Source organism: Hydrogenophaga sp. UC242_53, assembly GCF_042696965.1.
GTDB lineage: Bacteria > Pseudomonadota > Gammaproteobacteria > Burkholderiales > Burkholderiaceae_C > Hydrogenophaga.
On record NZ_CP170552.1, the window covers coordinates 2,017,603 to 2,041,438 of the forward strand.

Sequence of the window (23,836 nt, forward strand, 5' to 3'; positions counted from 1 at the left end):
CGTGGAGACCACCGCCAACGCGACCGGCTTCGGCCCCGTGGTCCGGCGCGAGTGGCAACGCTTGCGGCGCGACGCCTGGGACCTGGGCATGCTCACCTGGATACCGCTGGGCGTGTGCCTGCTCATCTGGTGGATGTTCGCCGCCGGCATCGCGCGCGACCTGCCGATCGTCGTGATCGACCGGGACCAGTCGAGCCTGTCGCGCTCGCTGCTGCGCCTGGTGGACGGGTCGCCGGGGGTGCGTGTGGCGGCGGCGGTCGGGAGCGAAGCCGAGGCCACGGCCTGGCTGCGCGAGCGCCGCGCCTATGGGCTGCTGGTCGTGCCGGCCTCGTTCCAGCACGACATCGGGGCCGGGCGCTCGGCCACCGTGTCCTGGTTCTACAACGGGCAGTTCTCGGTGCACGCGGGCGGCCTGACCCGCGACGTGCGCACCGCCGTCTCCACGCTGAGCGCCGGCATCGAGATCACGGCGCGCGGCAAGCGCGGCGCCTCGGCGGCGCAGGCCGCGGAGCAGTTCGAGCCGATCCGCCTGCGGCTGGGCACGCTGTACAACGAGAACGCGAACTACGAGTCCTTCCTGGTGCTCGCGCTGATCCCGTCCATGCTGCAGATCTTCGTGGCGCTCGCGGCCATCACCGCGGTCGGCCGCGAGCTGCGCGCGGGCAGCGTGCCGCAGTGGCTGGAGAGCGCGGGAGGCCGCTGGGGCACGGCGGTGGCCGGCAAGCTGGTGATCCCCGCGCTGGCTTTTGCCGTGCAGGCGGTGTTGTTCGTGGTGTTTTTCGGCTTCGTGCGCGGGTGGGCGATCGAAGGCAGCGGCGCGATGATCGTCGTCGGCCTGTGGCTGCTGATCGCCGCCTACCTCGGTCTGGGCCTGCTCATGATCGCGGTCACCCTCACGCTGCGCAACGCCTTGTCGGCGGCGGCCTTCGTCACCGCGCCGGCCTTTGCCTTCTCGGGCCAGGGCTATCCCCTGAGCGCCATGCCGCCGCTGGCGCGCGCCTGGGCCGAAGCGCTGCCCCTGACCCACTACCTGCAGCTGCAGGGCAAACACTGGCTGGCCGGCGCGCCCTGGACCTATGGCGTGGGCGATGCCCTGGTCCTGCTCGGCTTTGCGGTGGTGGCCGGCGGCGCCGGGCTGCTGATCCTGAAGCAGCGGGCGGGCCAGCCCTCGGCCTGGGGGCGCACATGAGCGGCCATCCATCGCCGGGGCCCGCCAGCCTGATCGGCAGTTTCGTGGCGACCTGGCGCGCCATGCTCGGCGATGTCGGCGCCATCATGCTGCTGTTCGTGGGCGGCATCGTCTACTCGTTTTTCTATCCGCTGCCTTATTCGCGCGAGAGCGTGCAGCAGGTGCCGGTCGCGGTGGTCGACCAGGACCTCAGCGCGATCTCCCGCCAGATCACCCGTTACGTCGCGGCGCACCCCGCCGTGGACATTCGACGGGTCACGCCCGACCTTCGCGAAGCGCAGGACCTGCTCTGGAAGAACGAGATCGCCGGTGTGCTGATGATCCCGCCCGGGCTGGAGAGCAAGGTCCTGAGCGGTCGCCGGGCGGAGGTCGACATCAGCGGCAACGGCGTGTACATGATGATGAACAAGGTGGCGCTCAACGGCCTGGCCGAGGCCGTGGGCACGGTCTCGGCCGGCATCGAACTCAAGCGGCTGGCGGCCAGCACGCCCTCGGCCGCCCAGGCCATGGCCCAGCGGCAACCGGTCAACGTCAATGCGGTGGCTCTTTTCAACGTGCGCGAAGGCTATGGCGCCTACATCGTGCCTGGTGTGGCGGTGCTGATCATCCAGCAGACGCTGCTGCTGGCGATCACGCTGCTGTTCGGCACCTGGCGCGAGCGCGGCGCCTTCCCGGTCCGACGCAGCAGCGCCGCCTACTTCGGCATGCTGCTGGCCTTCGCCACCGTGGCCTTTGCCAACAGCCTGTACTTTTTCGGCTTCGTGCTGTGGTGGCAGGACTACCCCCGGGCGGGCAATTTCGGCGGCCTGCTGCTGTTCGCGGCCCTGTTCGCGCTCTGTGTCGCGGCGCTGGGCATGCTGCTGGGCAGCCTCTTTCGCACGCGCGAGCGCAGCGTGCAACTGCTGCTGTGCACGGCCTTGCCGTTCATGTTCCTCACCGGCCTGTCGTGGCCGGTGGAAGCCCTGCCACCGGCGTTGCAGGCCTTGCGCTGGCTCGTGCCCTCGACCGCTGGCGTGCAGGGCTTCATCGCGCTGAACCAGCTGGGCGCGGGCCTGGCCCAGGTGGCGGCGGAGGCCGCCGCGCTGGCCGCCGTGTGCCTGGTGTCGACGGCGGCGGGCCTGTGGCGCTGGCGCGCCGAGGACCGTTTGGTATCTTCCAAGGTCTGAACCGACGGCCCGCTCCGCGTGCCGGTCACCTTGAAAGGAGCTTTCGCGTGAGCACACCCGCCACCCCGCGCCACATCCTGCTGGCCACCGACCTGAGCAGCCGCAGCGACCGCGCCCTGGACCGCGCCGTGCGCCTGGCGCGCGAGTGGGACGCGCGCCTGGTCGCGCTGACGGTGGTCGAGCCCGAGCCGGCCGAGGCGCCCACCTCGGTGCTGTCGCGCGCATCGGGCCTGAGCGGCGGCACCGCGCGCCGGGCGATGGTGGAGCAGCGGCTGCGCGCCGACCTCGCGGGCGAGGACGGTGACCTGCCGCTGGTGCCCCGGGTGGAGCAGGGCGCCGTGACCGACACCGTGCTCACCGTGCGCACGGCCGAGGGCAGTGGCCTGATCGTGACCGGTGTGGCGCGCAACGAGGCGCTCAGCCGCGTGGTGCTGGGCTCGACGGTGGATGCCCTGGCGCGCCGCTCGCCCGTGCCTTTGCTCGTGGTGCGCAACCGGCCGCGCGCGACCTACAGCCACGTGATCGTGGCCAGCGATTTTTCGCCCGCGTCGCGCCACACCCTGCGCACCGCCGCCGCGCTCTTTCCCCAGGCGGAGCTCACGCTGTTCCACGCGTTCGACAACCCGTACCCCGCGATCGGCGGCGTGGACACCACCAAGGTGCGCGCCGACGGCCTGGCCCAGGCCGAACGCGAGGCCGAGGCCTTCATCCAGTCGTGCGAACTGCCCGGCGATGTGGGCCTGCGCCTGCGCACCTGGCTGGAGCATGGCGACACGGGCCTGCTGCTGCACGCCCATGGGCTGGCGCACCCGGCGGACCTGGTGGTGCTGGGCACGCAGCAGCGCCGTGGAGTGCTCGGCCTGCTGCTGGGCAGCGTGGCGCAGCGCGTGCTGGAAATGGCCGAAAACGACGTGCTGGTGGTGCCACCAGAGGCCGCCTGAGTCCAGCGGCTCCGACGAACGGGCCCGTCTGGGGCGTCAGGACAACAGTTCGGGGCGTCCGGGTGGACCGGCCCGATACCGATATTTACACTGGTGGTGTCTGAACTTTCCGCGCGCGGTGCTGTCCATTCTGCGCCCCCACCACTCCCTGACCGCCTTGCACCCATTGCCCCACCGTTCATTGCGCTTCTCGCTGCCGCTGCAACTGGCCCTGGCCGGTGCGCTGGGCATCGGCTCCCTGGCCATCGCGCAGGCCGAAACACCCCCGCCTTCCCTGGCCCCGGCGACCCAGCAGCTGGCGGTGGCCGCGCCCGCGAGCCCGACCGTGGTGGTTCCCCCGGTCGCCCAGCAGTTGGCGGCGATCGACCCGCGCTGGAGTTCGAGTTTCGAGGCCTTCGCCGCCGCCGACCTGAAGCAGGCGCCGCAACCGGGCGGCGTGGTCTTCGTGGGCAGTTCGTCGATCCGCCTTTGGAACGACCTGGAGACCAGCTTTGCCGACCAGCCCGTGGTCATCAAGCGCGGTTTCGGTGGCTCGCAGCTGCTCGACTGTGTGAAGCTGGTGAACCGGCTGGTGCTGCCCTACAAGCCCCGCATGGTGGTGGTGTACGCGGGCGAGAACGACCTGTCCGAAGGCGCCACGCCGCGCGACGTGCTGGAGCGTTTCACGGCCTTCGTGCGCGCGGTCAAGGCCGAGCTGCCCGAGAGCCGCATCGCCTTCGTCTCCATCAAGCCCAGCCCGTCGCGCGCGGGCCTGATGGCGTCGGTGCGCGAGACCAATGAGCTCATCAAGGCCTACAGCGTGACCGAGCCGCAGCTGGACTTCATCGATGTGTTCTCTTCCATGCTCGGCACCGACGGCCAGCCCCGCCCGGAGCTGTTCCTGGGCGACCGCCTGCACCTCAATGCCGAAGGTTATGCGCTGTGGCAGCGCATCATCGCCCTGCACCTGAAGGGCTGACGAGGCGGGCCGCGTTTTTCGCGGCGCGGCGATCCCGGCCGAGCGACACGCGGGCCACCACCCACAAGGCGTAGAAGCCCACGAACAGGATCAGCAGGTCCACCGACCAGGGCCTGGCGGGGTTCGTGGCGCCGAACACGGCCAGCGCCAGCAGGGCCACCACCAGGTGGGCGCAGAACACCGGCAAGGCCGCCTTGCCCAGGGTTTCCAGGGGCCGCCAGCGCGGCAGGTGCCGCTTGAGCCAGGGGCCGAAATGCATCACCAGCACCAGCAGGGCCAGCAGGTTGATCAGGCGCAATGGGCCGAGGTGCCATTTGTCGAACATCAGGTTGACCACCGAGCCATCGGGCATCGGCGTCTGTCCCACGGCGTGGCGCCAGAGGAAGGCGCAGGCCGCCAGGGCCAGGGCGGTGCGCACCATCCAGCGCGGAAAGCGCGTGGGGGTGTGGTCCGGGCGGCTGTGCTCGGTGCCCATCCACAGGCCCATGGTCCACAGGAACTGCCAGGCGAAGATTTCGAAGGCACCCATGTCGCGGTAGCGCACCGGCATGTCGAACCAGCCGAAGACCATCTGGTAGAGCGCCGGGCCCAGGCCGAACTGGGCGCCGAACCACAGCGCGAGGCTCAGCGCCATCACCGCGCGCCAGCCGTGCTCCCGACCGTGCAGCAGCACCAGCGGGCTGAGCAGCATGAAGACGATGTAGATCGGCAGGATGTCCAGCAGCGCCGGGCTGTACAGCAGCAGGCCGGCGCTCAGGGTGGCGACCACCGGCCGCTCCAGGAAGAAGGCGAGCAGGTCGGTCACGGCCCCTTCGCGCAGCGCCAGGCCCAGGCCGGCGATGGCGGTGAAGGCGAACAGCACCAGGGCCAGCTGGCAGGCGTAGAGCTTGAGCGCGCGATTGAAGAAGGCGTTTTTCATCGCCTGCGCGCCCTGCGTGTCGGCCTTGGTGGAATACACACGGCCGGCCATGTAGGCCGACAGCAGCACGAAGCCTTCGGCGGCCGACACATAGCCGAGCGGCTGACCCAACGGGTCCGCGAGCTTCGTGGGCAGGTGGGTGAGGGTCATCAGCACGAGCATCAAGCCGCGCATGGCGTCCAGTTCCCACTGGCGATCGTCCTGGCTCATGGCGGTGGTGCGGGGGCAGGTGGCGTGCCTGCCAGGTGACTCGATCCCTGATCGGGGCCGCAAAGCCTCGCAAAGTTCCCCGGTATGGGGAGGCGCGTCACTGCGCCTGGGAACGCGCGCGCCAGAACACGCCGGGTCGCCGGCCGGCGCGCTCGCGCGCCTCCACCAGCATCGCCACCGCGAACAGGCCCGCGAACGCGGCCAGCAGCAGAGCGACGTCCGTGGTCCAGGGGCGCACCACCTGGGTCGAACCGAAGAAGGCGAGGGTGAACAGCGCGATCACGATGTGGGCGCAGAAGACCGACAGGGAGTGCCGCCCCAGCAGCTCCAGCGCGTGCGGGCGCGGCAGCACGCGCACCAGCCAGGGGCCGGCGGCCATGAGCAGCACGAAGACGCTGGCGAAGTTCAGCACGCGCATGGGCCCGAGCGACCATTTGTCGAGCAGCAGGCCCACGGCGGGCAGCCAGGGCAGCGGGTCCTGGCCCGCGATGTGGCGCCACGCCAGCATGGCCCCGGCGTACACGGCCGCCGGCGCCAGCACCCAGCCCGGCAGGCGCGGCCAGGGCTGTTCGCGCGCGCCCAGCCACAGGCCCGCGACCCACAGGGCCTGCCAGGCCAGCCAGTGGAAGGCGCCCATGTCCTTGTACGGGATGGGCAGGCCGGTCAGCGCCACGACCAGGTCGTGCACGCCCCGGCCCAGGCCCCACTGTTCGCCCAGCCAGAGCAGGCCGCTGACGGCCAGCACGCCGAGCCAGCCGTGTCGCAGGCCGCGGCGCAGCAGCCAGGGGCTGGCCAGCATCATGAAGATGTAGAGCGGCAGGATGTCCAGCAGCGGCGGGTTGTGCAGCAGCAAGGCGGCACCGACCACGGCGGCCTGCGGGTCGATGAAGAAAAATTCGAGCAGGCCGGTGACGCCGCCCTGCCGGTTGAACACCCCGAGCCAGGCGATGAGGGTGAAGGCCAGCAGCAGCAGGCCCAGCTGGCAGAGGTAGAGCTTGAGCGCCCGTTCATGGAAGGCGGCCTGCATGGCGGGCAGGCCATCGCGCCGGGCGCGGCGGCCGTAGACGCGGCCGGCCATGAAGGCCGAGAGGAACACGAAACCCTCGGCCGCCGAGACAAAGCCGAACGGCTGGCCCGATGGCAACGAGTACATCGTCGGCATGTGGGTCAGCGTCATCAGGACGAGCATCAAGCCCCGCAGGGCGTCGAGCTCCCAGCGGCGTTGCGGGGCGTGTGGCATCAGGGAAAACCAGTAGAACCCGCGATCATGCCAGAGGGGCGCTGCGGCGGGCCCGCCAGGCCTGCAGAAAACCCCAGGACAGGCCGAGCACGGCCGCCAGCAGCGAGGCCAGCAGCACGCCCAGCTTGGCGGCGCCGAGCAACTGGGCATCGTCGAAGGCCAGCGTGGCGATGAAGATGGACATGGTGAAGCCAATGCCCGCCAGCAGGCCGACCAGGCCAACGCCGGACCAGGTCACGCCGTCGGGCAGGCGGCACAGGCCCAGGCGCACGGCCAGCCAGCTGGCGCCGAGCACGCCGAGCGGCTTGCCGAGCACCAGGGCCAGCACCACGCCCAGGGTGACGGCTTGCGCGCTGCCGGAGGCGAGGTCCACGCCGTCGAGCGTCACGCCCGCATTGCGCAGGGCGAACAGGGGCATCACAGCGTAGGCCACCCAAGGGTGCAGCGCCCTTTGCACGCGGGTCACCGGGGCCTCGCCGCGCAGGCGCACCGGCAGCACGGGTGTCATGAGGCCCAGCACCACGCCCGCCAGCGTGGGGTGCGCGCCGGTCTGCAGCAGGCCCAGCCAGAGCACGGCGCCGGGCACGACGTAGGCCCAGGCCGAGCCGATGCCGATGCGCTGCAGGCCCAGCACCATGAAGATGCCCAGGCCGGCCACCAACAGGCCGCTGAAGTCCAGCCCGCCCGAATAGAAGACCGCGATGATGAGCACCGCCACGATGTCGTCGATGATGGCCAGGGCCAGCAGCAGCACGCGCACGTTGCCTGGAATGGAGCGGCCGAGCAGGGCCAGCACGCCGACGGCGAACGCGATGTCGGTGGCGGTGGGCACGGCCCAGCCGCGCAGCGTGGTGGGGTCGGTGTTCAACGCGACATAGATCAGCGCTGGCACCAGCACCCCGCCCAGCGCGGCGGCCAGGGGCAGGGCGGCGAGCGGGAGGCTGGCGAGCGCGCCTTCGTGGATCTCGCGCCGGATCTCCATGCCCACGACCAGGAAGAACACCGCCATCAGGGCATCGTTGATCCAGAAGTGCAGCGATTGCACCGACACGTAGGGGCCGATGCCGAAGGTCAGGGGCGCATGCCAGAGCGCGTGGTAGCTGGCGGCGGCGGGCGAGTTGGCCCAGATCAGGGCGATGGCCGCCGCGAGCAGCAACACGACACCACTGACGGCTTCGATGTGGAGAAAACGGGAGAGGGCGGCGAATGCGCGGTCGGCAACAAGTTGGGCGCGCGGCAGGGTCTGCCGGGAAGGGGCTCGATTCATGGACGTATCAACTCCGCGCGGCGGCCCGACCAGCGCTTGAACCTGTTTCGCTGCGACAGGCAGCGCGAACACCCAGCCCTGTATTTTACCCGATGGGGTATGGGCCCTGGCCTACACTCGCCGCATGCCCGACACGCCCGTTTTCGACGACGCCCGCTTCATGCGCCTGGCGCTGGCCGAAGCCCAAGCCGCGGCCCAGGCCGGTGAGGTGCCGGTGGGGGCGGTGGTGGTGAAGGACGGCCGCGTGATCGCCACCGGCCGCAACGCCCCCATCGACGGCCACGACCCTACCGCGCACGCCGAAATCGTCGCCTTGCGCGCCGCCGCGCAGGCGCTGGGCAACTACCGGCTCGATGGCTGTTCGCTCTACGTGACGCTGGAGCCGTGCGCCATGTGCAGCGGTGCCATGCTGCACGCGCGCCTGGCCCGCGTGGTGTTCGGCGCGACCGATCCCAAGACCGGCGCGGCGGGCTCGGTGCTCGATCTGTTCGGGCATGCCCGGATCAACCACCAGACCATCGTGCAAGGCGGTGTGCTGGCCGAGGAAGGCGCGCAACTGTTGCGCGGTTTTTTCAAGGAGCGCCGAGTGAACCTCCACCCCCTGCGCGACGATGCCCTGCGCACGCCCGACGAGCGTTTTCAGAACCTGCCGGGCTACCCCTGGGCGCCGCAGTATGTGAGCGATCTGCCCGCGCTCGGTGGCCTGCGCCTGCACTATCTCGACGAAGGGCCGAAGGACGCGCCGATGACTTGGCTCTGCCTGCACGGCAACCCGGCCTGGAGCTACCTCTACCGCCACATGATCCCGGCGTTCCTGGCCAGCGGTGCGCGCGTGGTCGCGCCCGACCTGATCGGTTTCGGCCGCAGCGACAAGCCCAAGAAGGACGGCGCGCACTCGTTCACCTGGCACCGCCAGGTGCTGCTGGAATTCGTCGAGCGCCTCGACTTGCACAACGTGGTGCTGGTGGTGCAGGACTGGGGCGGGCTGCTGGGCCTGACCCTGCCCATGGCCGCGCCGCGGCGCTACCGGGGGCTGCTGGTGATGAACACCACACTGGCCACCGGCGAGGTGCCGCTGTCGCCCGGCTTCGTGGCCTGGCGCAACATGTGCGCGCAGAACCCCGAGTTCGACGTGGCGCGCCTGTTCGCGCGCGGCAACCCGCAGATGAGCGCGCAAGAGTGCGCGGCCTACAACGCGCCGTTCCCCGACCGGGGCCACCGCGCCGCGCTGCGCGCCTTCCCTCCCATGGTGCCCGAGCACGCCGACGACGAGGGCGCGGCCCTCAGCCGGCAGGCGAGGGACTTCTGGTCCACCGAATGGCAGGGGCAGAGCCTGATGGCCATCGGCCTGCAGGACCCGGTGCTGGGCGAGCCCGTCATGCAGGCCCTGCACGCGCAGATCCGCCATTGCCCCGAACCCCTTCGGCTGCCGCAGGCCGGTCACTTTGTGCAGGAGCATGGCCTGTCCATCGCCCAGGCCGCGGTGCGCCATTTCGCGGCGGCCGCACCCGGATAATCGAGCCCTTTTTCGCCCAACACCATGAGCCACGGTCATACGCACACGCCCGCCTGCAGCCCCGATTGCAACCACAGCCACCACCACGGCACCAAGCACATCTACATCTACTCGCCCTCCAGCGCGGTGCGCGACAAGGCCGCGTTCCGCCGTGGCGTTGCGCGGCTCAAGGCGCTGGGCCACGAGGTCGAGATCGACGAGGCGGCGCTGAGCAGCCACATGCGCTTCGCGGGCGACGACGCCACGCGCCTGGCCGCCATCGAGCGCGCCACCGCCAGCGGCGCGAACGTGGCGCTGATTTCGCGCGGGGGGTATGGGCTCACGCGCATCGTGGGCGACCTGCCTTTCAAGAAGATCGCCAAGGCGATCGAGCGCGGCACCCAGTTCGTGGGCCTGAGCGACTTCACGGCGCTGCAGATGGCGGTGCTGGCCAAGACTGGTGCCGTCACCTGGGGCGGCCCGGCACTGGGCGAGGACTTCGGCGCCGAAGTGCCGGACGACATCATGGAAGCCTGCTTCGACGACCTGCTCGTGGGCCACGGTGAAGGCTCGGGCTGGCGGCTGCCGGTGTCGGACGCGAAGGCGGCCCCGCGCAAGGACGGCGAGGCAGCGCCGGTGTTCCGGCTGCGCGGCGCCACGCTGTGGGGCGGCAACCTCAACGTGATCTGCGCGCTCGTGGGCACGCCTTACCTGCCTCAGGTCAAAGGCGGCATCCTGTTCCTGGAGGACGCGAACGAACACCCGTACCGCATCGAGCGCCAACTCACGCAGTTGCTCAACGCGGGGATCATCGGCCAGCAGAAGGCGGTGCTGATGGGCTCGTTCAACCGCTTCAAGCTGGTGCCGGGTTACGACCGAGGCTTCAAGCTGCAGACGGTGATCGACTGGATGCGCACGCGCACGAAGACGCCGGTGTTCACGGGCCTGCCCTTCGGGCACGTGCCGACCAAGGTGTTGCTGCCCGTGGGGCGCAAGGTGGATCTGATGGTGGAAGGGCGCGATGCCCTGATCTACTGGGGCTGAAGGCCTTGCGGGGAGATCAGGACCTGCGCGAGCGGCCAGCGTCGATCAGGCTCTTGGGCACCAGGCCCTGGAACACCGGCGAGAGGCTTTGCACGCGGTGCACCGCGAGCGCCTCGCCGTGCAACTGGCTCAGCACGGCCACCATCTCGGCGCGTGCGAACCACAGGGCGTGAGCATCGTGCAGGTACTTCAGCTTGCGCGTGAGCTGTGGGTTGGCCTTGGCGCCTTCTTCGCCCAGCACCGCGAGCATGGCTTCGCGCACCGGCTCCAGGGACTCGGGCGAGTCCTTGCGCGTCTCGGGGCTGAGAAGGGCGGAAATGCTGTTGCGGATACCGGGTTTGAACCAGCGCATGGAAGTGGCCTCAACGACTTTGTACTAATTGGATACAGGATACGTCGCGAGCGCGGGGATGTGCAATCGGGAATGTTTGACAACACTCAAAAAACAACAAATAAATCATATGTTTATCGTCGGTTTTTGATTGACTCCATGAGGTGTGTAATACCTTCTTACGCATTCGTTAACAATTTGCATCGACGTAGCGCCATCGAGCAGGCCGGGTCGGGTGCACTTTTTTTCAACCGCCAGGGCCCGCTTTCGAGGGCTCGAAACGGCGGTTTTCCGACACGCCTTCATACATTGGGTGGTGTGTTGTAATCCAGCCGATATGTCTTCTCTCCTATGGCCGAACTGACAATTGCTTTCGTGGATCTGACGGGTAGCGTCTCGGTGTTTGAAACACTGGGCAACGACCGCGCCACCAAGGCCGTCACCAAGCTGACCCAGTGGATTGGCTCCATGGGCGTGGAGAACGGGGGCACGGTGGTCAAGATGCTGGGCGACGGCGTGCTGATGTCGTTCGCCAACAACCGCAACGCGGTCGATGCGATGGTGCTGATCCAGCAGGAGCACGCCAAGCGCGTCATGCAGTGGCCCGACCGCCTCAAGCTCATGATGCAGATCGGCATGGCGCGCGGCCAGGTCGTGGTGGTCGATGGCGATTGTTTCGGCGACGCGGTCAATGTGGCCTCGCGCCTGAGCGACCTGGCCGGCCCCGAACAGATCATCGCCGCCGACACCGTGATCCGCAAACTCGGCCCCCGCCATGGCGTGCGCAGCCGCAGCCTGGGGCCGATGCGCATCAAGGGCCGGGTGGAGCCCTGCGAGGTGTTCCGCGTCGAGTGGCAGCCCGAGATGCTGTCCGAGTTCCTCACGCTGCCGGCCGACCTGCACGCCCTGAGTCCGATGAAGGAGTCCGTGTTCGGAGGCTTCGAGCTGGCCTGGCTCGACACCACGCAGGCCTTCAGCCTGACCGACCTGCCGATGAAGATCGGCCGCGTGCCGGAGGCCGATTTCGTGGTGAGCGACCCGCGCGTCTCGCGCATGCACGCCAGCATCGACATCCGCTCGGGCAACTACGTGCTCGAAGACATCAGCAGCTACGGCACCTGGGTGCGTTTCGGCGCGGGCGACAACGTGATCGCCCTGCGGCGCCAGGAGTGCCTGCTGCACAGCGACGGCGAGATCGCCATGGGCGCGCCCTTCAGCGATTTCAGCGCGCCCACGGTGCGCTTCCGGCTGGTCGACGGCCAGATGTCGATCGGGCCGATCGGCATCGAGAAATAAGCAGGCGCGGCAGGGAAGGCCGCAAGGCGGCGCACGGGACACCCGCGTGCCGTCGGGATCACAACAATGAGTGGGGACATTTCGTGCGCTGGATCAAACGACTCTTTGCCTTGCTGTCGCTGCTGGTGGTGCTCGCCGCCGCGCTGGCCGCCTTCTATGCCTGGCGCAGCCTGCCGAAAACCGAGGGCAGCCTCAACCTGGGTGGGCTGTCCGCGCCGGTGAAGGTGCACCGCGACGCGAGCGACGTCACGCACATCCTGGCCGGCAAGCCGCACGACGCCTGGATGGCCATGGGCTACGTGCACGCGCAGGAGCGCGGCTGGCAACTGGAATTCAACCGCCGCATCATGCGCGGCACCTTGTCCGAGGTGCTGGGCCCGACCACGCTGGAGACCGACAAGCTCATGCGCACGCTGGGCATCCGGCAGGCCGCGCGCCAGCAACTGGAAACCCTGCCAGCCGAGGCCCGCGAAGCCCTGCAGGCCTACAGCGACGGCGTGAACGCCTTCTTCGCCCACAGCGAACAACTGCCTTCGCCCGAGTTCCTGCTGCTGGGCATCAGCCCGCGCGAAGAAGCGGCCGCGGGGCGCTACTGGGACCCGGTCGACTGCGTGGCCTGGTCGCTCATGATGGCGCTGGACCTGGGCGGCAACTGGGGCAACGAGTTCGCCCGGTTCACCGCGCTGGAGGCGATCGACACCCAGGCCCTGTGGGAGCTGTTCCCGCCGTACCCGGGCGAGCAGCCAGCGGCCACGGCCGACCTCGCCAAGCTCTACCGCGAACTAGGCGTCTACCGGGGCAAGCCGGTCACGACCTCGAAGGCCGAGGTGCCGGCCGCGTCCGGCATCGTCGCCTCGGCGCGCGGGCAGATCGGCGCGGACCTGCAGCGCTGGGCCGACGAGCTGGGCAACATCGAGGGCAAGGGCTCGAACAACTGGGTGGTCAACGGCTCGCGCACCGCCTCGGGCATGCCCTTGCTGGCCAACGACCCGCACCTGGGCCTGAGCGCGCCCGCCATCTGGTACTTCGCGCGGCTGCAGGCGCCCGATGCCGACGGCATCAAGGGCATGGACGTGATGGGCGCCACGCTGCCCGGCACGCCCTTCGTGGTGCTCGGCCGCACGCAGCAGGTGGCCTGGGGTTTCACCAACACCGGCCCGGATGTGCAGGACCTCTACCTCGAGCAGATCAACCCCGCCAACCCCGCGCAGTACCGCGTGCCGTCCCCCTCCGGGGAACCGGCCTGGGCCAACTTCGGCCTGCGCATGGAGACCATCCGGGTCAAGGGACAGCCCGACGTGAGCCACATGGTGCGCAGCACCCGCCACGGCCCGGTGCTGAGCGATGCGCAGGCGCGCCATGGCGAGGTGATGGACACCAGCCGCTTCGTGCTCGCGCTGCGCTGGACCGCGCTGGACGCCGACAACCGCAACGTGGTCGCCACCCTGGAGTCGAACCGCGCGCAATCGGTCGACGAACTCCAGAAGGCGTTCCGCGATTTCCATTCACCGATGCAGAGCGTGGTGATGGCCGACCGCACGGGGCGCATCGCCTACAAGGCCGCGGGCCGCGTGCCCCTGCGCGCGCCGGAGAACGACATCCGCGGCGTCGCACCGGCGCCGGGCTGGGACTTGCGCTACGACTGGGCCGGCTGGCTGCCCTACGAAGAGACGCCGCAGGACGATGGCGCGCGCGGCTGGATCGCCACCGCCAACCAGCGCATCCACGCCGCGGACTACCCGCATTTCCTGACCCAGGACTGGGCCGCGCCCTACCGCCAGGAGCGCATCGAAGCGATGCTGGCGCAGACCCCGAAGCACACGCTGGACTCGTTCCGCGCCATGCACGCCGACCAGCAATCGGCCGCCACGGTGCGCCTGCTGCCGTTCCTGCAGAAAGCCGCGTCGGACCACCCGCTGGCGGCGGCCGCGCAGGCCGCGCTGCGCGATTTCAAGGGCGAGATGCGCGCCGATGCCGCCGCGCCGCTGATCTACAGCGCCTGGGTTGATGCCTTCACGCGCCGCGTGGTGGGCGAGCGCGTGGGCCAGGCGCGCTTCGAAGGCATGTACGGCAAGCGCCTGTTCCGCAACGCGGTGGAAGGCATTCTGGAGCGCGACGACGCGAGCTGGTGCGGCGCGGCGGGTTGCGCGGCGGCCAGCGGCCTGGCCCTGACGGACGCCTTGAACAAGCTGCAGGCCGTGCACGGCAGCGACGTGGCCGCCTGGCGCTGGGGCGATGCCCACCCGGCGATCTCGGCCCACCGCCCGTTCGGCAACGTGAAGCCGCTGGCGGCGCTCTTCGACGTGCGCACGCCCACAGGGGGCGATCCCTTCACCGTCAACGTGGGGCAGTACCACCTGGACAAGGCCGATGCACCCTATGCCAACCGCCATGCGGCCAGCCTGCGCGCGGTCTACGATCTCGCGGACCTGGACAACTCGCGCTTCATCTACCAGACCGGGCAGAGCGGCAACGTGTTCTCGGGCCGCTACCGCGACATGAGCGACACCTGGGTGGCGGTGCAGTACCGCGTGCTGACGATGAAGCCGGCGCAGTGGCGCAGCACGCTGGAACTGCGGCCACCGGCCGCGCCCTGAGCCTCTTACTTCAGGTTGCCCGAGAGGAACTGCGCGAGCCGTTCGCTCTTGGGCCGGGCCAGCACCTCCTTGGGCACGCCCTGTTCCTCGATGCAGCCCTTGTGCAGAAAGATGAGGTGCGAGGACACCTCGCGCGCGAAGCCCATTTCGTGCGTCACCACCACCATGGTGCGGCCTTCCTCGGCCAGCAGCTTCATCACGCGCAGCACCTCGCCCACGAGTTCGGGGTCGAGCGCGCTGGTGGGTTCGTCGAACAGCATCACGTCCGGCTCCACCGCAAGCGCGCGGGCGATCGCCACGCGCTGCTGCTGGCCACCGCTCATGTGCGAGGGGTAGCGGTCTTCCACGCCTTTGAGGCCCACGCGCTCCAGGTAGCGGCGCGCGGTCTCCACCGCTTTTTCTTTCGGGATGCCCAGCACGTTGACCGGCGCCTCGATGATGTTCTGCAACACCGTCATGTGGGCCCAGAGGTTGAAGTGCTGGAACACCATGGCCAGCTTGGTGCGCAGGCGCTGCAGCTGCGCGGCGTTGACCGCGCGCAGTTCGCCGTGGCGGTCGGCCTTGAGCTGCAGCTCTTCACCACCGAGCACGATGCGCCCGCTGTTGGGGTGCTCCAGCAGGTTGATGCAGCGCAGCAGCGTGCTCTTGCCCGAGCCCGAGCTGCCGATCAGGCTGATCACGTCGCCCGCATTGGCTTGCAGGGAGACGCCCTTGAGCACTTCGTTGGCGCCGAAGCGCTTGTGGATGTCCTGCACCTCCAGAAGAGGGCGGCCGGGCGTTCGGTTGGCGGTGGGTTCTGCAGTCATGTTCGATGCCCGATGAAAAGAAAAACTCAGGCGCCCAGCAGGTCGCCCGAGCGGAACGGCGTCTCGCCAGCGATCTTGCCGACCTCGCCGCCCGAAACCACATAACGTTCGCGCACGGCGGCGTACAGCACACCGGCCACCTCGGCGCGCACTTCGTGCACGCGCGCGGCCGCCGGGGCGGTGGGGTCGATGACCTCGGCCACCACGTCGCCCACCGCCAGGGTGGCGCCGGGCTGCACGAGAAAGACCAGCACACCGGGCACGGGCGAGCGCAGCGTCTGCGAACCCGCCAGCGGCGTGGGCTGGCAGGCCAGGGGCGGCAGCGTCGCCGGTGCGCCGGCATGCAGGACACCAGCGTGCGCCAGGAAGGCGAGGATGGCTTGCGCATCCTGGCGCGCGTGGTCGTGCGAGACATCCGCTTCGCCGCGCAGCTCCACCGTCGTGCTCGCGCAGGCCTGGGGCAGGGGAGCTTTGACGCCCGCGGCTTGCAAGGCGGCGGCCAGTTGCCACCAGAGACCGGAGAGGCGTTCGTCGAACGGCCCGCCGCCCGACTCTTTCGCCAGCAGCACGGCCTGGCAGCCCAGCAGGCGCGCCAGCGGTTCGAAGGGCGGCCAGCAGGCCTCCTCGCTGTACAGGTGCATGACGGCTTCGGTGTCGCAATGCAGGTCGAGCACCAGGTCGGCGTCGTGCGAGAGCAGCAGCAGCTGCCGGCGCTGGCTGTCGAGTTCGCTGGTCGCTTGCCACTGGTTCAGCCACTGGCCGACCAGCTGGCGCACGGTGGCCACATTGGCCTTCGCGTCCGCGCCCATGCGGGGGATGGCGTCGGTCAGCACGGCGGCGGCCATGTCGGGATAGTGCCGGTTGAAGTTCTGCGCGGTGTCGAACTCGAAGCGGCCCAGGGGCCGATGGTTCAGCCGCTGGCTCAGGCCGATCGGGTTGGCCGCCGGCACCAGAATCACCTCTCCCCGCAGCGGCCCGGCCTTCTCGGCGGCTTCCAGCTGCTGGCGCAGGTGGTGGGCGACCAGCATGCCGGGCAGTTCCTCGGCGTGCAGGCTGGCCTGGATGTAGACCTTGGGCCGGGCACCGGGCGTGCCGAAGTGGAACCCCACAAGGGTCTTCTGGCTGCCCAGGCTGGGGCTCAGCAGGGGGTACTCGATGCGTTGCATGGGGCGGCCTGGTTCTCGGCGCTCAATGCCCGCGCGGGGCCAGATGGGCCAGGAAACGCCTTTCGGCCAGCTTGAACATGCCCACCAGGCTGAACGTGATGGTGAGGTAGATCGCGGCCGCGAAGATGTAGGCCTCGAACGGCAGGTAGTAGTCGGAATAGATGCGGCTGGCGGCGGCGGTCACGTCCAGCATGGCCGGCACCGTGCTGGCCAGGCTGGTGGCGTGCAGCATCATCACCACCTCGTTGCTGTAGGCGGGCAGCGTGCGGCGCATGGCGCTGGGCAGGACGATGCGGCGCATCGCCATGGCCGGGCTCATGCCCATGGCCTGGGCGGCCTCGATCTCGCCCGCGGCGGTTTCGCGGATGGCGCCCGCCAGCATCTCGGCGGTGTAGCCCGCCGTGTTCAGGCTGAAGGCCAGCAGGGCGCAGAAGAACGGTTCCTTGAAATGCGTCCAGGGCCAGACGTCGTTCCAGCGCGCCTGGATCCAGTCCAGCTGCGCCAGGCCGTAGTAGATGAGGTAGAGCTGGATCAGCAGCGGCGTCCCGCGGATCACATAGGTGTAGGCGCCGACGACCCAGCGCAGCGGCGCGATGGAACTGGTGAGGGCCAGCGCGAACAGCAGGGCGAGCACCGCGCCCACGCCCAGCGAGGACAGCAGCAGCCACAAGGTGGTGATCAGGCCCTCGCCGTACATGGCGAGGTTGGCGGGCTGGAAGATGACTTCCCACTTCATGTGCGGGTGTCCATCAGGTGTGGGCGCGTTTCACGCCGAGGCTGAAGCGCCGTTCCAGCCGGCGCAGCGCCCAGAGCGACACCGAGGTGTAGATCAGGAACAGCGCGGCGGCGAACAGGAAGAAGGTGAAGGGCTCGCGGGTGGCCGCGCTGGCCTGCTTGGCCAGGTAGGTCATTTCCTTCAGGCCGATCAGGCTGATCAGCGCGGTGGCCTTGATCAGCACCAGCCAGTTGTTGGTGAAGCCGGGCAGGGCGTAGCGCACCATCTGCGGCGCGGTGATGCGCAGGAAGGTGCGCACCGGCCCCATGCCGAAGGCCCAGGCGGCTTCCATCTGGCCCTTCGGAATCGAAAGGATGGCGCCCCGGAAGGTCTCGGTCATGTAGGCGCCGTAGATGAACCCGATGGTGAGCACACCGGCGAGGAAGGGATTGATGTCCACCGACCCCTTGCTGCCCGACGCAGCCAGCAGGTGGTTGAGACCGATGGTGCCGCCGTAGAAGATCAGCAGCATCAGCACCAGCTCGGGGATGCCCCGAACCAGCGTGGTGTAGACGGTGGCCAGCCCCACCAGGAGGGGGCGGCCGGAGAGCTTGGCCACCGCGCCCAGCAGGCCCAGCAGGATGCCAACCAGCAAGGCGGCCAGGGAAACGCCCACCGTGAGGAGGGCGCCCTGCAGGATCGAGGCGAAGTAGCCGGACAAAACGGGGACGGCTTAGTTGCCGTACACGTCGAAGTCGAAGTACTTCTTGGCGACCGTGTCGTAGACGCCGTTGGAGCGGATGGCCTTGATGGCCGCGTTGAGTTCGTCCTTGAGCGCGGTCTCGCCCTTGCGCAGCGCCACGCCCACGCCGGTGCCGTAGTACTTGGCCTCGTTCAGCACGGGGCCGACGAAGCCGTAACCCGCGCCTTCGGGCTTGCGCAGGAAACCGCCATTGACTTCCACCTGGTCGGCCACGGTGCCATCCAGGCGGCCGGACTTGATGTCGAGGTAGACCTGGTCCTGGGCTTCGTAGGGGACGATGCTCACGCCCGCGGGCTTGAGTTCACCCATGGCGTACTTCTCTTGCGTGCTGCCCTTGAGCACGCCGATCTTCTTGCCCTTGAGCGAAGCCGGGTCGGTGTAGGCCGTGCCGGTCTTGACCACGATGCGGCTGGGGGTGAAGTAGTACTTGTCCGTGAAGTCCACGACCTGCAGGCGCTCTTCGGTGATGGACATGGAGCTGATGATCGCGTCGTACTTCTTGGCTTGCAGGCCGGGAATCATGCTGTCCCACACCTGTTCGACGTACACGCACTTGCGCTTGATCTGGTTGCACAGTGCTTCGGCGATGTCGACGTCGAAGCCCGTGGGCTTGCCGTCGGCGGTCTTGAAGGTGAAGGGTTCGTAGGTCGGGTCGATCGCCACCTTGAGTTCCGGCATCTCGGCCGGGGCGGGAGCGGCGGCGGGTGCCGCAGCGGGAGCTGCCGGGGCGGCTTCGGGCGCCGGCGTTTCGGATTTTCCGCAACCAACCAAGGCGGCGGCGCCAATCAGGCTCAGGGAAAGGAAGAGGTTCTTCATGAAATGTCTTTCGTTTGAACGCCGCTGAATGCGGCAGTGACGGGCTTTCACATTGTAAATCTGGGCCCATCGGCAGACGGACGGGCGATCCCGGTGTTTCCCCGTATAGCCATAGCAACAACCGAGCCGGCCCATGTTGGTGCGTCCGGATCCTGCATCAGCGCGCAGTTTATTTTTTATAAATGAGAATCAGTCGCATTTATGGGGTACACTGCATGCACTGACCACCCAGGAGCCGATGCCATGCAGACTTTGTCGATCACCCGTCCGCTGTTGCGCGTGCCGCGACGTGTTGCCGCCGTGTCCGCTGTCGATGCGGACGAGGCGCAGACCCAGGTCGCGCCGAGCGTGCTCGATGGGCTTTCGAGCATCGACAGCCTGTCGCTGCTGCAGGGTGGCAAGTGCGTGCAGATCGCGCACAACGGATCGATGTACAAGCTGCAATCCACCAAGCTGGGCAAGCTGATCCTGACCAAATAGTTTTTTTCGTGGGGCGACCCTGGGGCTTGGTTCTCAGGTGTCGTTTTTGCTAGCCATCGGTGATGCCGGCCAGCCATGCATTTTTTCCCCCGCTGAGTTCAAGCAGAATCCGGATGTCCCGCCCCAAGACATCCGAGGAACCATGACAGATTCCACTGCTTCCTTTCTGGCCGCTCGCGATTTCCTGCTCACCCACCGACTGGACTACGAGCGCGCCTACCGCGATTTCCAGTGGCCCGTGCTGGGCGAGTTCAACTGGGCGCTGGACCACTTCGACGCGATGGCGCGCGGCAACGGCGCCACCGCCCTGCACATCGTGGGCGACGACGGCAGCGAGGTGAAACGATCCTTCTCTCAGATGGCCGAGCGCTCCTCGCAGGTCGCGAACCACCTGCGCGCCATCGGCGTGCAGCGGGGCGACCGCATCCTGCTCATGCTTGGCAACGAGCTGGCGCTGTGGGAGGTGATGCTCGCGGCGATGAAACTGGGTGCCGTGCTGATCCCGGCCACCGCCTTGCTGACCGCCCACGACCTGCGCGACCGGCTGGAGCGCGGCCAGGTGCGGCACGTGGTCGCGGCCAGCGCGCAGACGGGCAAGTTCGACGGCCTCGCGGGCGACTACACGCGCATCAGCGTGGGGGAGGGCGTGGCCGGTTGGCTGCGCTTCGAGGACGCGGCGCAGGCCGCCACGGCCTTCACGCCCGATGGCCCCACGCGCGCCACCGACCCGCTGCTGCTGTACTTCACCTCCGGCACCACGTCCAAGCCCAAGCTGGTGCTGCACACGCACCAGAGTTACCCCGTCGGGCACCTGGCCACCATGTACTGGATCGGCCTGCTGCCGGGTGACGTGCACCTGAACATCTCGTCGCCGGGCTGGGCCAAGCACGCCTGGAGCTGCTTCTTCGCGCCCTGGAACGCCGGGGCCTGCATCTTCATCTTCAACTACGCGCGCTTCGACGCCCCCGGCCTGCTGTCCGTGCTGGAACGCCACCGCGTGACCAGCCTGTGCGCGCCGCCGACGGTGTGGCGCATGCTGATCCAGGAAGACCTGGCGGCGCGGCGCGAGCGCCTGAGCCTGCGCGAACTCATTGGCGCCGGCGAGCCGCTCAACCCCGAGATCATCGAACAGGTGCGCGCCGCGTGGGGCCTGGACCTGCGCGACGGCTATCGCCAGACCGAAACCACGGCGCAGGTGGGCAACCCGCCGGGCCAGTTGCTCAAGCCGGGCTCCATGGGGCGGCCTCTGCCTGGTTACCGCATCGAGCTGCTCGACGTGGACGGACAAGCCGCGAGCGAAGGCGAGGTGTCGCTGCCGCTGGCGCAGCGACCGCTGGGCCTGATGGCGGGTTACCAGGGCAGCGAGTCGCAGAACAGCAGCGCGATGCGCGACGGTCACTACCACACGGGCGACATCGCCCAGCGCGATGCCGACGGCTACATCACCTTCGTGGGCCGCGCCGACGACGTGTTCAAGGCCTCGGACTACCGCATCAGCCCCTTCGAGCTGGAAAGCGCCTTGATGGAGCACGAGGCGGTGATGGAGGTGGCCGTGGTGCCCAGCCCCGATCCGGTGCGACTCGCGGTGCCCAAGGCCTACCTGATCCTGCGGCCCGGGGTGGTGGCCAGCCCGGAACTGGCGCAGGCCCTCTTTGCGTTCTCGCGCGAGCACCTCGCGCCGTACAAGCGCATCCGGCGGCTGGAGTTCGTGCAGGAACTGCCCAAGACCGTGTCGGGCAAGATCCGGCGCGTGCAGTTGCGCACCGAAGAGGCCCAGCGGGTGGCCGCGGGCTCGCGCGGCGGGCAGGCCTTTCAGGAAGACGATTTCCCGGCGCGCGCCCAGCGCTGACCCTCAATGCCGGCGCGAATGGGCCGGCAGCAGGTGGAGTTCGGTCGTGGCGTCCTGCGCCAGCACCACCGTGTAGCTGCGGCGGTTCTCGCCGGTCAGCGCGGTGACGTGGTAGGTGCCCGTCGGCAGCACCATGTCGATCAGAGGGGCGCCCGCGTTGGTGAGGGTGAGCAGACGGCGCCCCGGCAGATCGTGGATTTCCAGCGTGGGCAGGGCCCGGTCAGCGGGCGGCGCGCCGCGCACCCGCGCCAGCATGCGCCGCCACAGGACGGGCACGGACCAGCGGGTCTCGTCGGCACAGGCATGGATCAGCAGCCGCGATCGGGTGTCCTGGCCTTCTGCGAGGGTGTCGGCATCCATCATGGGCGCATCTTGGTCCTTGGGCTGCCGAGCCATGTGTCGCGGTCCGGGTGCTTGTGTGCCATCTGACACAAAGGCGGACAGACCCGCCCGTCAGGGGATCAGTTCGGCGAGGGTGCGAGCGAGTTCGTCGCGCCGCAGGGGTTTCATCAGAACGCGGGTCACGCCCGAGTCGCTGGCGCGGCGGGCCAGCAACGCCCCGCCGTAGCCACTGACGAGCACCACCGGCAGTTGCAGCGAGCGCGCCCGCAAGGTGCTGGCGAACTGTGTGCCGCTCAGGCCGGGCATGCGTTCATCGGTGATCACGGCGGCATACCGCTGCGGCGCCTCGGTCACCGCCTGCAGCGCGTCGCCGGCATCGTCAAAGCACACGGGCTCGTAACCCAGGCCCGTCAGCATCTCCTGGGCCAGCGCCAGCAGCCCCGGCTCGTCGTCCACCACCAGCAGGCGTTGGCCGGCGCCGGCGGGCACGGGCGTGGAAGCCGCGGTCGATTCGGGAACGGCGTCGGTGCATTCGGGCAGGTAGAGCGTGAAGCGCGCACCCTGGCCCGGCAGGCTGTCGACGTCGATCCCGCCGCCGAACTCCGCCACCACGCCGAAGACCACCGCCAGGCCCAGCCCCGTGCCGCCCTGGGTGCCGCGCGCGGAAAAGAAAGGCTCGAACAGGTGCTCCATGACCTCGGGCGTGATGCCCACGCCCTGGTCGGTCACGCCCAGCGCCAGGTAGTCGCCAGCGGGCAGCGGCGAGTGGGACAGCACCTGGGGCGTGGTGACCTGCCGGCGCTCGAGCTGGACGCTGAGCATGCCGCCATCGGGCATGGCCTGCATGGCGTTGGTGCACAGGTTCATGACCGCCTCGAAGACCTGTGTCGCGTCGCCGCGCAGCCGCGCGCCGGGCGCGGCGAGCATCCGTTCCAGCACCACCCCCGGACGCAGCGAGGCGGTCAGCAGCGTCAGCACCTCCTCGACCACCGGCTCCAGCTCGAAGACGGCCGAGGTGCGCGCGCCGCCCCGGCTGAACGAGAGGATGCGTTCGATCAGCAACTGGCCGCGCTGGGCGGCCTGCAGCACCTTGTCCAGGTGCCGGGCCTGGTCGCTGCCGGGCGCGGCGGCGTCCTGCGCCATTTCCCCGTACCCGACGATGCCGGCCAGCACGTTGTTGAAGTCGTGCGAGACGCCGCCGGCCAGGGCGCCCAGGGCCTCGAGCCGGCTGGTGCGGGCCAGTTGCACCTGAAGGGCTTGCTGCGCCGCCAGCCGCTGCCGTTCGGACCGCGTCACGAAGTGCACCGCTGCTGCCATGGTGACCAGCAGGAAGGCCAGCGCGGCGATGGCCAGCTGCAGCGCGCCACGCCAGCCCTGAAGCACGGCGGCGAGTTCCCGGGACACCACGACATCCAGGCCGTAGCGCGGCACCCGGTGCGAGCCGACCAGGTGCTCGCTGCCATCGCTGAAGCGCTGCCTGGCCAGGCGAGGGCGCTGCGCCAGTCCGGCCTCATCGGCTCGCAGCAGCCCGACGTTGACCCCCGCGAGCAGCGCGCCATCGCGGCGGAAGATGGCCATGCGCGCGTCGGCCGCGGGCAGGGCCACGCCAAAGGCGCCCAGCAACTGGTTGGCCGGCATGGCGGCGACGATCCAGCCGCCCGGGTGGCCGTGCACGGCGCCCACGCGAAACGCCAGCGCGACCTGCGCCTGCGACCCCCCGGCCGGCACGAAGGGCTGGCTCAGGGCGGTGGCCCCTTCGGCGAGCGAGTCCAGCCGTGGCAGGAAGGTCTGCAGGTCCGGCGGGGCCGTGGCCTCGGACGAGGCGATCGGCGCCTGGTCCTTGTCCAGCAGCCAGAGCGTGGTCACCAGCGGCATCAGGGCCGCTCGCGTCTGCAGCGCCTGGACGGTCTGGCTGTCCACCGTGGGCAGTCGGCGCCGGCCGAGTTCCAGGGCCAATGCCTGCAAACCCTCTTCGGCGCCCTGCAAGCCGCGATCGAGTTCGTCGGTCAGCGCCAGGGAGAGCAGGGCCATTTCCCGTCCCTGGCTCTCCAGTGCGCTGCGGTGCAACTGCCAGAGCGCCAGCGAGGTGACCGCCACCAGCAGCAACCACAGCGCCAGTGCGAACAGCCACGGGAGGCCCGAGGCTCGCGGTCGGAAGGTGGTGTCAGGGGTCGATCGGTTCAACGAGGCACCTGTGCGCATGGGTGTCCAGTATGCGCCGCCGCGTGTCCCGAGCGGTGGCTTGC

At 69.2% G+C, this 23,836-nt stretch carries 21 protein-coding genes; 10 read left to right on the forward strand and 11 right to left on the reverse strand.

Annotated elements, in window-relative coordinates:
• Nucleotide 1: 1 nt before the first annotated feature.
• From ACFJI0_RS10120 to ACFJI0_RS10135, 4 genes are all read left to right on the forward strand, one after another.
• On the forward strand, nucleotides 2-1,189 hold the full coding sequence (locus tag ACFJI0_RS10120; RefSeq protein WP_382324682.1) for an ABC transporter permease: 1,188 nt from the start codon (nucleotides 2-4) through the stop codon (nucleotides 1,187-1,189).
• Entirely contained in the window at nucleotides 1,186-2,355 is a 1,170-nt protein-coding gene (locus ACFJI0_RS10125; RefSeq protein ID WP_382324684.1) for an ABC transporter permease, read from the forward strand. The genes ACFJI0_RS10120 and ACFJI0_RS10125 overlap by 4 nt, the downstream gene beginning before the upstream one ends.
• 47 nt (nucleotides 2,356-2,402) lie before the next feature.
• Nucleotides 2,403-3,296 carry a universal stress protein gene (locus ACFJI0_RS10130; protein ID WP_382324686.1) on the forward strand — a complete coding sequence of 298 codons (894 nt, stop codon included), beginning with the start codon at nucleotides 2,403-2,405 and terminating at the stop codon, nucleotides 3,294-3,296.
• Nucleotides 3,297-3,453: 157 nt separating this feature from the next.
• Nucleotides 3,454-4,254: an SGNH/GDSL hydrolase family protein gene (locus tag ACFJI0_RS10135; RefSeq protein WP_382324688.1), complete on the forward strand. Its 801-nt coding sequence runs from the start codon at nucleotides 3,454-3,456 to the stop codon at nucleotides 4,252-4,254.
• On the opposite strand, the gene opgC (ACFJI0_RS10140) is transcribed toward ACFJI0_RS10135, so the two are convergent.
• From opgC (ACFJI0_RS10140) to nhaA, 3 genes are all read right to left on the reverse strand, one after another.
• Nucleotides 4,229-5,383 carry an OpgC domain-containing protein gene (gene opgC / locus ACFJI0_RS10140; protein ID WP_382324690.1) on the reverse strand — a complete coding sequence of 385 codons (1,155 nt, stop codon included), beginning with the start codon at nucleotides 5,381-5,383 and terminating at the stop codon, nucleotides 4,229-4,231. The two genes, ACFJI0_RS10135 and opgC (ACFJI0_RS10140), sit on opposite strands and share 26 nt — an antisense overlap.
• Before the next feature lie 97 nt (nucleotides 5,384-5,480).
• Entirely contained in the window at nucleotides 5,481-6,623 is a 1,143-nt protein-coding gene (gene opgC, locus ACFJI0_RS10145) for an OpgC domain-containing protein (RefSeq protein ID WP_382324692.1), read from the reverse strand.
• Nucleotides 6,624-6,648: 25 nt separating this feature from the next.
• The gene (gene nhaA / locus ACFJI0_RS10150; RefSeq protein WP_382324694.1) at nucleotides 6,649-7,890 is read right to left on the reverse strand and encodes a Na+/H+ antiporter NhaA; all 1,242 of its coding nucleotides are present in this window, start codon (nucleotides 7,888-7,890) and stop codon (nucleotides 6,649-6,651) included.
• A gap of 124 nt (nucleotides 7,891-8,014) precedes the next feature.
• On the opposite strand from nhaA, the gene tadA reads away from it, so the two are divergent.
• Both tadA and ACFJI0_RS10160 read left to right on the forward strand, forming a co-directional pair.
• The gene (gene tadA, locus ACFJI0_RS10155; protein WP_382324696.1) at nucleotides 8,015-9,406 is read left to right on the forward strand and encodes a tRNA adenosine(34) deaminase TadA; all 1,392 of its coding nucleotides are present in this window, start codon (nucleotides 8,015-8,017) and stop codon (nucleotides 9,404-9,406) included.
• Between the two features lie 24 nt (nucleotides 9,407-9,430).
• Entirely contained in the window at nucleotides 9,431-10,429 is a 999-nt protein-coding gene (locus tag ACFJI0_RS10160) for an LD-carboxypeptidase (protein WP_382324698.1), read from the forward strand.
• Nucleotides 10,430-10,445: 16 nt separating this feature from the next.
• On the opposite strand, the gene ACFJI0_RS10165 is transcribed toward ACFJI0_RS10160, so the two are convergent.
• Nucleotides 10,446-10,781, reverse strand: coding sequence for a hypothetical protein (locus tag ACFJI0_RS10165; RefSeq protein ID WP_382158123.1), 336 nt, complete (start codon nucleotides 10,779-10,781; stop codon nucleotides 10,446-10,448).
• A gap of 330 nt (nucleotides 10,782-11,111) precedes the next feature.
• Here ACFJI0_RS10165 and ACFJI0_RS10170 point away from each other — a divergent pair, with 330 nt between their 5' ends.
• On the forward strand, nucleotides 11,112-12,056 hold the full coding sequence (locus tag ACFJI0_RS10170) for an FHA domain-containing protein (protein WP_382324700.1): 945 nt from the start codon (nucleotides 11,112-11,114) through the stop codon (nucleotides 12,054-12,056).
• An 83-nt stretch (nucleotides 12,057-12,139) separates the two neighbouring features.
• Complete coding sequence (locus ACFJI0_RS10175; protein ID WP_382324702.1) at nucleotides 12,140-14,653, forward strand: penicillin acylase family protein; 2,514 nt, start codon at nucleotides 12,140-12,142, stop codon at nucleotides 14,651-14,653.
• A gap of 5 nt (nucleotides 14,654-14,658) precedes the next feature.
• Here ACFJI0_RS10175 and ACFJI0_RS10180 read toward each other — a convergent pair whose 3' ends face one another.
• The 5 genes from ACFJI0_RS10180 to ACFJI0_RS10200 are packed head-to-tail and all read right to left on the reverse strand — an operon-like array spanning nucleotide 14,659 to nucleotide 18,781.
• Complete coding sequence (locus ACFJI0_RS10180) at nucleotides 14,659-15,459, reverse strand: ABC transporter ATP-binding protein (RefSeq protein ID WP_382324704.1); 801 nt, start codon at nucleotides 15,457-15,459, stop codon at nucleotides 14,659-14,661.
• Nucleotides 15,460-15,485: 26 nt separating this feature from the next.
• Nucleotides 15,486-16,625 carry a succinylglutamate desuccinylase/aspartoacylase family protein gene (locus ACFJI0_RS10185; protein ID WP_382158117.1) on the reverse strand — a complete coding sequence of 380 codons (1,140 nt, stop codon included), beginning with the start codon at nucleotides 16,623-16,625 and terminating at the stop codon, nucleotides 15,486-15,488.
• A 22-nt stretch (nucleotides 16,626-16,647) separates the two neighbouring features.
• Entirely contained in the window at nucleotides 16,648-17,361 is a 714-nt protein-coding gene (locus tag ACFJI0_RS10190; RefSeq protein ID WP_291118681.1) for an ABC transporter permease, read from the reverse strand.
• Between the two features lie 13 nt (nucleotides 17,362-17,374).
• A complete protein-coding gene (locus ACFJI0_RS10195) occupies nucleotides 17,375-18,061 on the reverse strand; it encodes an ABC transporter permease (protein ID WP_382324705.1) in 687 nt (228 codons plus the stop codon).
• A 12-nt stretch (nucleotides 18,062-18,073) separates the two neighbouring features.
• On the reverse strand, nucleotides 18,074-18,781 hold the full coding sequence (locus ACFJI0_RS10200; RefSeq protein ID WP_382163982.1) for an ABC transporter substrate-binding protein: 708 nt from the start codon (nucleotides 18,779-18,781) through the stop codon (nucleotides 18,074-18,076).
• A gap of 381 nt (nucleotides 18,782-19,162) precedes the next feature.
• On the opposite strand from ACFJI0_RS10200, the gene hemP reads away from it, so the two are divergent.
• Together hemP and ACFJI0_RS10210 are read left to right on the forward strand one after the other, a co-directional pair.
• Entirely contained in the window at nucleotides 19,163-19,399 is a 237-nt protein-coding gene (hemP, locus tag ACFJI0_RS10205; protein ID WP_382324706.1) for a hemin uptake protein HemP, read from the forward strand.
• Nucleotides 19,400-19,541: 142 nt separating this feature from the next.
• A complete protein-coding gene (locus tag ACFJI0_RS10210) occupies nucleotides 19,542-21,248 on the forward strand; it encodes an AMP-binding protein (protein ID WP_382324707.1) in 1,707 nt (568 codons plus the stop codon).
• Nucleotides 21,249-21,251: 3 nt separating this feature from the next.
• On the opposite strand, the gene ACFJI0_RS10215 is transcribed toward ACFJI0_RS10210, so the two are convergent.
• Nucleotides 21,252-21,611, reverse strand: a complete 360-nt coding sequence (locus tag ACFJI0_RS10215) for a hypothetical protein (RefSeq protein WP_382324709.1) — start codon at nucleotides 21,609-21,611, stop codon at nucleotides 21,252-21,254.
• 90 nt (nucleotides 21,612-21,701) lie between these two features.
• Nucleotides 21,702-23,774, reverse strand: a complete 2,073-nt coding sequence (locus tag ACFJI0_RS10220) for an ATP-binding protein (RefSeq protein ID WP_382324711.1) — start codon at nucleotides 23,772-23,774, stop codon at nucleotides 21,702-21,704.
• Nucleotides 23,775-23,836 lie beyond the last annotated feature (62 nt).

Bases quoted from the DNA above. Each gene is read 5' to 3' on its own strand.
- ACFJI0_RS10125 (WP_382324684.1), top strand. From the start codon at position 1,186: ATGAGCGGCCATCCATCGCCGGGGCCCGCCAGCCTGATCGGCAGTTTC.
- opgC (WP_382324690.1), bottom strand. From the start codon at position 5,383: ATGAGCCAGGACGATCGCCAGTGGGAACTGGACGCCATGCGCGGCTTG.
- opgC (WP_382324692.1), bottom strand. From the start codon at position 6,623: ATGCCACACGCCCCGCAACGCCGCTGGGAGCTCGACGCCCTGCGGGGC.
- nhaA (WP_382324694.1), bottom strand. From the start codon at position 7,890: ATGAATCGAGCCCCTTCCCGGCAGACCCTGCCGCGCGCCCAACTTGTT.
- tadA (WP_382324696.1), top strand. From the start codon at position 8,015: ATGCCCGACACGCCCGTTTTCGACGACGCCCGCTTCATGCGCCTGGCG.
- ACFJI0_RS10160 (WP_382324698.1), top strand. From the start codon at position 9,431: ATGAGCCACGGTCATACGCACACGCCCGCCTGCAGCCCCGATTGCAAC.
- ACFJI0_RS10165 (WP_382158123.1), bottom strand. From the start codon at position 10,781: ATGCGCTGGTTCAAACCCGGTATCCGCAACAGCATTTCCGCCCTTCTC.
- ACFJI0_RS10170 (WP_382324700.1), top strand. From the start codon at position 11,112: ATGGCCGAACTGACAATTGCTTTCGTGGATCTGACGGGTAGCGTCTCG.
- ACFJI0_RS10180 (WP_382324704.1), bottom strand. From the start codon at position 15,459: ATGACTGCAGAACCCACCGCCAACCGAACGCCCGGCCGCCCTCTTCTG.
- ACFJI0_RS10185 (WP_382158117.1), bottom strand. From the start codon at position 16,625: ATGCAACGCATCGAGTACCCCCTGCTGAGCCCCAGCCTGGGCAGCCAG.
- ACFJI0_RS10190 (WP_291118681.1), bottom strand. From the start codon at position 17,361: ATGAAGTGGGAAGTCATCTTCCAGCCCGCCAACCTCGCCATGTACGGC.
- ACFJI0_RS10200 (WP_382163982.1), bottom strand. From the start codon at position 18,781: ATGCCGGAACTCAAGGTGGCGATCGACCCGACCTACGAACCCTTCACC.
- hemP (WP_382324706.1), top strand. From the start codon at position 19,163: ATGCAGACTTTGTCGATCACCCGTCCGCTGTTGCGCGTGCCGCGACGT.
- ACFJI0_RS10210 (WP_382324707.1), top strand. From the start codon at position 19,542: ATGACAGATTCCACTGCTTCCTTTCTGGCCGCTCGCGATTTCCTGCTC.
- ACFJI0_RS10215 (WP_382324709.1), bottom strand. From the start codon at position 21,611: ATGATGGATGCCGACACCCTCGCAGAAGGCCAGGACACCCGATCGCGG.